This is a genomic window from Romboutsia sp. BSD2780061687b_171204_C1 (assembly GCF_015560225.1).
Classification (GTDB): Bacteria; Bacillota; Clostridia; order Peptostreptococcales; family Peptostreptococcaceae; genus Romboutsia_C; species Romboutsia_C hominis.
The window spans coordinates 1-9,889 of the sequence record NZ_JADMRK010000023.1; the positions used below are offsets into that span (position 1 = coordinate 1).

Consider the following 9,889-nt stretch of genomic DNA (forward strand, 5'->3'; position numbering starts at 1 on the left):
CTATATAACTAATCTTAAAATTTAGATTTAGGGAATAGTTATATATAAAAAAGAGTGAACGTATTGGAATTACTGAACTCCTTTAAGTTCACTCTTTTTTTATTTTTTTGTTTTATATGAAACTTTATTTTTTTAATTTTTCCAAATCCAATATAAATAAATCATTTTATAAATTTAACTTTATTTATATTTGTATCAGTTGTATTTATTTTGTATTTTACTTTATTTTATTATTTATATTTCTCCATAAATTCTACTAGAGCAGTTCCCAATATATCTTGGACTTTATAACTTGAATTTCTTTTGCAAAATTTACTAAATTCTTTTTGTACTTCTTTATTTAATCTATAACATCTTGATACAGTTTCACCTTCTAAAGCTCTTATATCTATTTCATTAAAACCAATCTCTTTAGATTCTATTTTTAATTTATTTACTTCGCCTTCTAAAGCCTTCATTTGCCTTTCTAAGCCTTTTATTTTCTCAAATAATACATTTGTATTAATTGTATTATTTAATCCTCCTCCGTCCTGCTCAATGGATTTTATTATATATTTATTACTTCGCTTATCATATACATATCCAAATTTATCAAATCTATTTCTCAATGTTTTTCTTGATACTTTCATTTCCTCACTTATTTTAGTTAATGACTTTTTTTCAAGCTCTATATTTATAAAATCAATCTGATCCTTTACTCCCAATTTATTAAATTCTTCTTTATTCAACCTATTCACCCCTATTTAATTAGTTGTATTAACTGTATTTATTGTATTAAAAAAGTGCATTTCCTCTAAATGCACTTTACTTTTTATTTTTATATTTTGAGAAACTAACCACATTATTTTTTATTGGAATTGCTTCTTTGACTTCTTCTTTAGACTCTTTCAATCTTCTTTTCTCCAATCTTTCCATAAATGCTTTTTTTGCTTTATCTACCATTTCATCATCTAAGTCTATATATTCAAATGTCTGTTTATCTAAATACTGATATTTTCCATCTTCTTCATTAAGTGTGTATTCTAAGTAATCTTTTAAAAGCTCTTCATTACTAAGTGCCATATCGTAATACTTTAAATAATAGGTAATACTACCACTAATTTTTAACCATAACTTCTTACTATCTAACATATCCTCCTCCTAAAAAGTAACAGGTACATAGTACCCTATAATACAAGCTGAAAAAAAATGAGACCTTTTTTTTTTTATACTCTCATGCTAAAATTAAATTGTCAACGTAACGACTATAAAATAAAAGAATGACTTACGCCAATAAGCCATTCTTTTTCATATAAGTAATATGACGTTTCAAAGTTTTTAAAGGAATATTCAATAGATCCGATATATCCTTATTTTTAAGCCCTTCTTCCTTATGGGCTTTTATTTTTTCCCTTAAAATCTTTAATTCCTCTTGTTTTGTCATCTTACCTTGTTCTTTTAACTTTATTTTATATTTGCTTTTGTTATATTCGTTGTTCCTTCTCTTAACTTCATCTTTAGACATTATAGTTGTCATATACTTTTGTTCTTCTTCTGTTATTTGTAAAAGTTCTATTAATGTTTCATTTTTATATTTATAATCTTTATTCTTGCTTTTATATACCTTTTCTGCGCTCTCTGTTGCCCTTGTAGTCTCTTTTATCGGCAACGGCTTTACAAACATCATATTTAATTCTAAAGTGTCATTTAAAGCCTTTTGTTCATCTTCAAAGAAATAATTTAAATAATATCTATATAAAAATAGTATCATTTCTCTTTCGCCTTCTATATCGTAGCTCCTTAACTCACATAACTTCACTAAATCTGTTATTCTTGCTAAATATAACGATCTTTCATTAAATACATAAACTACTTTTTTAGGTCTTCCTCTTTTCTTTGGAGCTGTTGCTTTACCTTTTTCTTTTTTTGGTATTTCAGGTAAGTATTCTTCTTGAATTTCTCTTAATTTATAAACATATTCATTTGTTTCTAATATCTTAACCATTGTATTACTTTTAGAATTTATACTTCCTGGAACTCTTAGTACCCTTGTCGGGTCTAATGCCATTCTATCTGCTCCAAACTCTTTTAATTCTTTATATATGTATTCTTCTATTGCTTTCCATAGCGGTAGTGCCATGTATGGAACTGGCTCTATTAACCATATTAAGTATAGTCCTCTTCCACTATCAATTATTAAATTTGGTATTGGAATTGTCTTTCCAAAGTAATTTTCATCTAAATTCATAAGTATTTGTGTTTTTGTATATTTAGTTTTGTATGTATCAAGATCCATATGAATACAATTAATTTCTTTTAAATTTTCTATACGTCTATATGTTTTATAAAATGTATTTAATGATATGTATATATTTTCTTGTGTAAAATCTATGTCTAGTAATTGATTTAACTTGTAATGCCACTGTTTAAATACTCCTTCATTTATTTCAGCTTTAGTTATCCAACCTTTGCTTTTTCCATGAATAGCATTTATATATATTTGGCTTTCATCTTTGTATTCTTCTACTTTTCGTAGAACTTGTCCCATTTATTCACCTCCCCCAATTACAAATAACATTTTCATTATACCATATGCTTTCTCTATTTTTCAGCACTTCTCTATTATAGTGCCTATATTCCTTCTTATTTCGATTTTTTAGCCTACATACCTCTATATTCATGTAAGTCTATTATTTTATTTTTTATTCTATGTATATCACCTTTTACCACTGACATTGACCCACTTAGTATCAAAAATACAGCTATAATTGCTATTATTATTTTTTTGTATTTAGATTTATCTTTTTCTATTTTAGAGTTCAAGTCCTGTCTCAATGCTCCTGTTATTTTGTTTAATTCTTCTATCTGATTCTTGTTTTTTATATGACTGTCTTGCAATCTCCATCTTTCTTCTCTCAATTCTTTCATTGTATTTTCTAAGTTCTTCTCTATCTGCTCTATCTTGGTCTCTTTTGTCTCTAGTAATCTTTTTAAGTTCTTCAGTTCTTTTTCGTATTTCAAGTCTATCCCTATCGCCAAATCCTCCGATTCCTTCTGTGAGTTCATTAGCTCCTTCTTTAGTTTCAATATTTCTGTTTCTAGTTCCATTATCTTTAGTTCGCTCATTTTCTAGTTCCTTCATTTCCTCATATAGCTTAATTTGATTTTCTATTATGTCTATCTTTTGATTTTCTTCTTGGATTTTTCTATTGATATCTCCTATTTCTGTTTTTATGCCTTTCTTTTCCATAGCTCTTACAGTAGGCCCTTCATGTCTTGTTGGAAGTCTATCTATTCCTCGGTCTTTATAACTTCTATGGTCTATTCTTTCTTTTCTATTTGCCTTTTCTAATGCTTTATTAGCATATATAGACCATTGCGCTCTCCAATTTTCTAGAGTTTCTTTTTTATTCCAATTGGTAGTTTCTATTTTTCTAGATTTTGCATTTCCATTTTTGCTATAAGTTTTATTACCGTTTTTATCTAATATATATTCCTTTTTTGCTTTGGCTCCCCATTCTCCATTTTCTTCAAATGGTCTCATAGTTAACATGATATGACTATGTGGATTTCCATCTTTTTTGTCATGGATCACTACGTCAGCTACCATTCCTTTACTTGAAAAATTATCTATTACATATTTTCTTAGTAATTCAATTCTTTCTTTTTCATTTAGCTCTATTGGTAAAGCTATATCTATTTCTCTTGCAAGTTGACTATTTTTACTTTTTTCTATTTGCTCTACTTCATTCCATAATTGTTCTCTATCTAATACCCAGTTTGGAGCATTACTTGGTTTGAAAATTTCTTTATAGATTACATCTTTTCTTTTTGTATAGTCATGTATTAATCCATCTCTTTTGTTATATAATTTTTCACCACTTCGATATGCACTTGATGCAATTGAAGATTTGCCTTTTGATCTACTTATTATTTTTGTAGATAGATGATATATTGCCAATATATATTATCTCCTTTCTTTATAATTAATACATTTGTATTAATTTTGTATTTAAAAATATTTTATATTTTTATAAAGCTCTCTGCAAGAGCGCACACACCTTTTATGGTGTATAAGTGCGCCTTTCGGATTATATTTTCAATAACATCTTACACTATATATTTATCATCATAAACTTTGCTTTCATTATAGTATTGAAAATTTATTTTTTCAATACTATAATTTCATTTATAAATGAAATTAGGAGGTTTTTATTTTGAATAAAAATAAAAAATTAAATGATATTGAAGAAAAAATAAAGCAATTAAAAGCTCAAAAACAAGCTATTATTCAAAAAGAAAAAGAAAAAGAACGTAAAGCTAGAACTAAAAGATTAATTGAAATTGGAGCTATATTTGATAGTATAGGAATCACCTCTACAGAATTAGCCAATGAATTTAAAAATCATTTTACAGATAATGAAAAATCTAAATTATGGTTAGAAAATTTTATAGAAAAAAATAAGGCTTAGTTTAAGCCTTATTTTTTCTATAATATTTAACTAGTTAAATATTAATTAATCTATTAAAATTAAATCTTTTCCTTTTAAATCCATTTTGTATAACTTAAATTCATCTTCATATGATACAAACCAAATTTGATCATCAAATATATTTATTTTTTCAGCCTCTATATCACTTATTTTTTCTATTTTATTGCTTTTAATATCGATTCTAAATAAATACATATCACTATAATAAATATATTTATCATATAAATTAAAGTTAAGTAAATCTTCATCTAGATCAGTTACTTTTTCTTTTTCATAGTTAAATAAATGCATTTTGTAAAAAGCTTTTTCATCAACATCCATATAGTAAACAAAATCACCATATATAACTGGACAACTCGTTTTAGAATCTGATAGTTTTTGGGATTTATTAGTTTGCAAATCTAATTCATATAACCCATTTCCTTCATTTAACGAATAATACATTTTGTTGTTATAAATATTTATACCAAATGCATTTTCCGCGATTTTTTTTATCTCTTGAGTATTTAAATTCATTTTGTATGTATTTTCTAAAGAGAAAAACATCTCATTCCTTACTATACTCATATCATCTATCCATCCATAATCTTCTGAACCACTAAATATTGCTTCATTATGTAAAGTATCAAGATTTAGCTTGTATATATTCGCAGCGCTTGTATAATAAATATAATTTTCTTTTTTAGTTATATACTTGACATCTGGTATATCACAAAGTTTTATTTTTTTATCTAAATTTAAACTTCTCATATATAATTTCCCATCATCTGAAGTTAAATTACTATAGTATATATCTTCATCAATACAAACAATATTATCATTAACCAAATTACCATAATTTATCATTTTATTTCCTCCTAAAAATCGTACTTAGATTGTACCAAAAAGCAATAAAAAATCTTTTTACTTTAACAATCCTTAAAATTCACTTTAGGGTTATGTTAAATAAAAGTAAAGCCCTTAGAATCCAAATAAATGGACTTTAAGGGCTTTTTTACTAGATATCTTTAAATGTGTTTTTTAGGAATAGTATATTTTTTTCGTAAGAAAATATCTAAAATCGTTTTAATGTATTCGTTTCCAAATATAATAATAGTAATAAGAAAATAAATATAAAAGTAAAAGCATTGAAGAAAATTAAAAATTTATATATAATGTAATTATACTAAAATATAAACATGAAAAATATAAATGTAAAGGGGTTATAAATATGCGCAAAGAGGTAGTTTTTAACTAAACTAACTGAATAAGGATTATTTTAAAAAGTATATGAAAAAATCTTGAATAACTCAAGGTTTATTTGTGGTAGAATCAATTATTGATAATATTGATATTACCATGTTTATTTGTGTACTCTAAAAATAATCAGTATTATAATGAGCATGTTACACCTCTATTTGCAGAATGGGAAAACTGTGTTCTAAACACAGTATTTTTATGTCTATTTTTGCTACATTTATAGATATGGTATAAGATTTTAATTTGAATAGCTTAATAATAAGCTATATAAATTAAAGTTCTATATTTCATGTTTATATTTAGGTTATATAATTATGAGGCTGTAAGTGAATTATATTCATTTACAGCCTTTTTTTGTTTAAGGAGATTATTTTGATGATTTATATATTTAAATATGAAGGTTATGAAAAACAAACAAATTTTTTAAGAAATACTAGGATGGTGATGATTAATGGTTAATAAACTTTCAGCATATAAAACTTATTTATTATTTTCAGCTATTACAGCAATGTGTTTTTCGTTAGTAGCTACAGTTATGATAGTGTATCACATTGAAACGGTTCATTTAAATCCACTTCAGCTTATACTTGTTGGAACTACTTTAGAAGTAGCATGCTTTATATTTGAAATTCCTACAGGCATAGTTGCAGATGTGTACAGTCGTAAACTATCTATTGTTATTGGTGCAGTTTTAACAGGAGTGGGATTTATTTTAGAAGGTTCTATTTCTAGTTTCGTTTTCATACTTGCAGCACAGATTGTATGGGGATTAGGTTCTACTTTTATCAGTGGATCTGTTGAAGCTTGGATTGCGGAAGAAGAGAAAGATAAAGATTTGGATGAAATTTATATAAAGGGAGCACAAGTAGGACAGATAGGATCGGTTATTGGAATAGTACTAAGCACTGTAATAGCTAATTTCTCTGTAAGACTGCCTATTATAGTTAGTGGAGTTTTATTTATAATTCTTGCATTATTTTTATGGTTATATATGCCAGAAAATAATTTTAAACCATCTGCTCCAGAGGATTTAAATACATTCAAAAAGATGGGATATACCTTTAAATCTGGTCTTAAATTTATAAAAAGTAAATCTATAATTATGATTTTGCTTTCAGTAACTTTATTTTATGGATTATCCAGTGAAGGTTATGATAGACTTTCTAATGCACATTTTTTACAAGATACTATGCTTCCTAAACTTGGAAATCTTAAGCCAGTGACTTGGTTCGGAATTTTTGGAATTGCAGGAATGATATTGAGTGCTATAGTAATGCATTTTATGGAAAAGAAGCTTAAGGATGATGATAAGAATCAAAATGGAAAGCTGTTATTATGTATAAATATATTTTATATATCATTTATGTTCATATTTGCTATTACAAAAAGCTTTAACTTAATGCTAATAGCTTATTTAGCAACAAATACCTTTAGAACTATAAATGAACCTATATTTAGTGCATGGCTTAATGGACATATAGATGACAAGGCCAGAGCTACTGTACTTTCTATAAATGGACAAATAAATTCCTTAGGTCAAATTTTAGGTGGCCCAATTATAGGAATCATAGCTACAAATATTTCAGTAAGTATGGGTATAGCATGTACTTCGTTATTAGTAACACCGGTATTAGTGTTATATATTGTTGCTATGATAATGGATAAAAAGGTGGTTGATAGAGTTGGAGGTATTGATTATGAAGAAAATAATTAATATAGGAATCGTAGCACACGTGGATGCAGGAAAAACAACTATAACAGAAAACTTATTATATTATAGTGGAGCTATAAAATCAGTTGGAAGAGTTGATCTAGGCAATACACAGACGGATTCTATGGAGCTTGAGCGTAGGAGAGGAATTACCATTAAATCGTCAACCATATCTTTTAATTGGAATAATGTTAAGGTGAATATTGTTGATACTCCAGGACATGTGGATTTTATTTCGGAAGTTGAACGTTCATTAAGTGGCTTAGATGGAGCAATACTAGTTATATCAGGAGTAGAGGGGATTCAGTCACAAACAAGAATATTATTTGACACATTAAAGGAGTTAAACATTCCAACAATAATTTTTGTAAATAAGCTAGATAGAATTGGGGCAAATTTCAATAAAGTATTTGAAGAGATAAAGAAGAATATGTCCAATAAAGTAGTTAGATTACAAGAAGTATATGATGCAGGAAGCAAAGCTGTTTATATAAAAAACCTATTTGATACATGCATAATAAATGATGATGCTATTAATGTTTTATCAGACTTAGACGAAGCATTTTTAGAAAGATATATTGGTGGAATAGAACCTGATAAAGAAGAAATACAAGAAAAGCTTTCATTATATGCAAGGGAAGGAAGTCTATATCCAGTATTTTGTGGTGCTGCAGCAATTGGACTTGGAGTTGAAGATTTATTAGATGGAATTTGTAGTTATTTTTCATTTGCAGGTGATGATTGTGAAAGTGATTTATCTGGGGTAGTGTTTAAAATCGAAAGAACAAGTAAAAATGAAAAGAAGGTTTATGTAAGATTATTTGGAGGAAAAATATCTGTAAGAGATAAAATCCAAGTACCTAATAAGGAGATAGCAGAAAAAGTAAAGAAAATTAATAGGTTAGAAAATGGGGTAATTATTGAAGCACAGAGGATAGAAGCAGGGGATATAGGTATTTTATATGGACTTACAAGTTTCCAAGTGGGAGATGTTATTGGAATTTCAAATAATAAAATTAAAAATATATCTATAGCTAAACCAGCATTAAAAACAACAATTTCTGCAATTGATAAAGAAAAAAATCCAGAGCTATTTAAAGCATTAACATTACTTGCAGAGGAAGATCCACTACTAGAATTAGAGATGAATGACATGGATAAAGAAATTTATGTCAACTTATTCGGTGAAGTTCAAATGGAAATACTAAGTTCTATGTTAGATGATTTATATGGAATAAAAGTAGAGTTTTCGAATATTGAGACTATCTATAAGGAAACACCTAAAGGTTTTGGAGCGTCAATAATGCATATGCAGGAAGACTTAAATCCATTTTGGGCGACAGTAGGCTTAGAAATAGAACCAGCAGGGAGAGGCGAAGGTCTTAGGTATATTTCTAATGTTTCAGTAGGGTCATTGCCAAAATCTTTTCAAAATGCAATTGAAGAAGCAGTTATTAAGACAAGTAAACAAGGATTATTTGGATGGGAGGTTACAGATGTAAAAGTCACTCTTAGCTGTGGTGAATTTTTTAGTCCAGCCAGCACTCCAGCAGATTTTAGAAATGTGACACCTATGGTATTCATGGAAGCATTATATAAAGCACAAACTGTTTTATTAGAGCCATTACATGAGTTTGAGTTAAGGATTCCTCAAAATGCTTTAAGTAAAGCGGTATGGGATTTAGAAACTATGAGGGCAACCTTTGATAATCCTATTGTTATAGGGGATGAATTCTCAATAAAGGGATTAATTCCAGTAGAAAATTCAAAAGAATATAAAATGAAAATAGCTTCATATACAGAAGGTAGGGGAATGTTTGTGACAAAATTTTATGGATATAAGGAAGTTTCCGCTGGATTTGCAAAAGCACGCCAAAAAACAACTTATGATCCATTGAATAAAAAAGAGTATTTGCTTCATAAATTAAACGCAATTAGAGATTAAATTTAAATAGATAAGTTAAATTTTTATAGGCCAACCTGCGTTTTTTCTGCAAAATTGCACCAAAATTTGTTCAAATCTAGTAATACCAATTAGTACATAGATGATAAATTAATGCACTAATTGGTATATATGTTGAGAATGAAAGATTATTTGTATAATATTATAGGCCTAGCTATCATATTCTCGAAAAAAAGCACCAAACATTATCTAAAGCATTGAAATAGCTGTATTTTATGAAATTTCAATAATAAGCAAATTTAAGACCTTGTTGTCACTAATTAATGACACCAAGCAATTGATTGTAATAACTAGATTGATTTATATAGTGTCAGTATTTCAATTATGGCACAAAAAAAGAATCTACCGATTTAAATCGATACATTCATTGCAATTGCTTATATTGAACAAACTTTGGTGCTTTTTTTCGGAAATATGATAGCTAGGCCTATATAACTAATCTTAAAATTTAGATTTAGGGAATAGTTATATATAAAAAAGAGTGAACGTATTGGAATTACTGAA

9 protein-coding genes are annotated in these 9,889 nt (G+C 27.3%); 3 read left to right on the plus strand and 6 right to left on the minus strand.

The window, feature by feature from the left end; all coding sequences use genetic code 11:
- Nucleotides 1-230: 230 nt before the first annotated feature.
- From I2H23_RS14895 to mobQ, 5 genes are all read right to left on the minus strand, one after another.
- Nucleotides 231-728: a hypothetical protein gene (locus I2H23_RS14895; protein WP_057551310.1), complete on the minus strand. Its 498-nt coding sequence runs from the start codon at nucleotides 726-728 to the stop codon at nucleotides 231-233.
- Between the two features lie 76 nt (nucleotides 729-804).
- The gene (locus tag I2H23_RS14900; protein WP_057551311.1) at nucleotides 805-1,131 is read right to left on the minus strand and encodes a hypothetical protein; all 327 of its coding nucleotides are present in this window, start codon (nucleotides 1,129-1,131) and stop codon (nucleotides 805-807) included.
- Nucleotides 1,132-1,264: 133 nt separating this feature from the next.
- On the minus strand, nucleotides 1,265-2,527 hold the full coding sequence (locus tag I2H23_RS14905; protein WP_057551313.1) for a hypothetical protein: 1,263 nt from the start codon (nucleotides 2,525-2,527) through the stop codon (nucleotides 1,265-1,267).
- Between the two features lie 113 nt (nucleotides 2,528-2,640).
- Nucleotides 2,641-2,802 carry a hypothetical protein gene (locus I2H23_RS14910; RefSeq protein WP_155485885.1) on the minus strand — a complete coding sequence of 54 codons (162 nt, stop codon included), beginning with the start codon at nucleotides 2,800-2,802 and terminating at the stop codon, nucleotides 2,641-2,643.
- Nucleotides 2,792-3,940, minus strand: a complete 1,149-nt coding sequence (gene mobQ, locus I2H23_RS14915; RefSeq protein ID WP_057551315.1) for a MobQ family relaxase — start codon at nucleotides 3,938-3,940, stop codon at nucleotides 2,792-2,794. The genes I2H23_RS14910 and mobQ overlap by 11 nt, the downstream gene beginning before the upstream one ends.
- 256 nt (nucleotides 3,941-4,196) lie before the next feature.
- On the opposite strand from mobQ, the gene I2H23_RS14920 reads away from it, so the two are divergent.
- Nucleotides 4,197-4,451 (plus strand): hypothetical protein, encoded by a 255-nt coding sequence (locus I2H23_RS14920; RefSeq protein ID WP_207723238.1) that lies wholly within the window; start codon nucleotides 4,197-4,199, stop codon nucleotides 4,449-4,451.
- 45 nt (nucleotides 4,452-4,496) lie between these two features.
- Here I2H23_RS14920 and I2H23_RS14925 read toward each other — a convergent pair whose 3' ends face one another.
- Nucleotides 4,497-5,318, minus strand: coding sequence for a DUF5050 domain-containing protein (locus tag I2H23_RS14925; protein ID WP_057551308.1), 822 nt, complete (start codon nucleotides 5,316-5,318; stop codon nucleotides 4,497-4,499).
- 844 nt (nucleotides 5,319-6,162) lie between these two features.
- Here I2H23_RS14925 and tetA(P) point away from each other — a divergent pair.
- Nucleotides 6,163-7,425 carry a tetracycline efflux MFS transporter TetA(P) gene (gene tetA(P), locus I2H23_RS14930; RefSeq protein ID WP_055342659.1) on the plus strand — a complete coding sequence of 421 codons (1,263 nt, stop codon included), beginning with the start codon at nucleotides 6,163-6,165 and terminating at the stop codon, nucleotides 7,423-7,425.
- On the plus strand, nucleotides 7,409-9,367 hold the full coding sequence (tetB(P), locus tag I2H23_RS14935; RefSeq protein WP_055342657.1) for a tetracycline resistance ribosomal protection protein TetB(P): 1,959 nt from the start codon (nucleotides 7,409-7,411) through the stop codon (nucleotides 9,365-9,367). The genes tetA(P) and tetB(P) overlap by 17 nt, the downstream gene beginning before the upstream one ends.
- The last annotated feature ends 522 nt before the right edge of the window (nucleotides 9,368-9,889 follow it).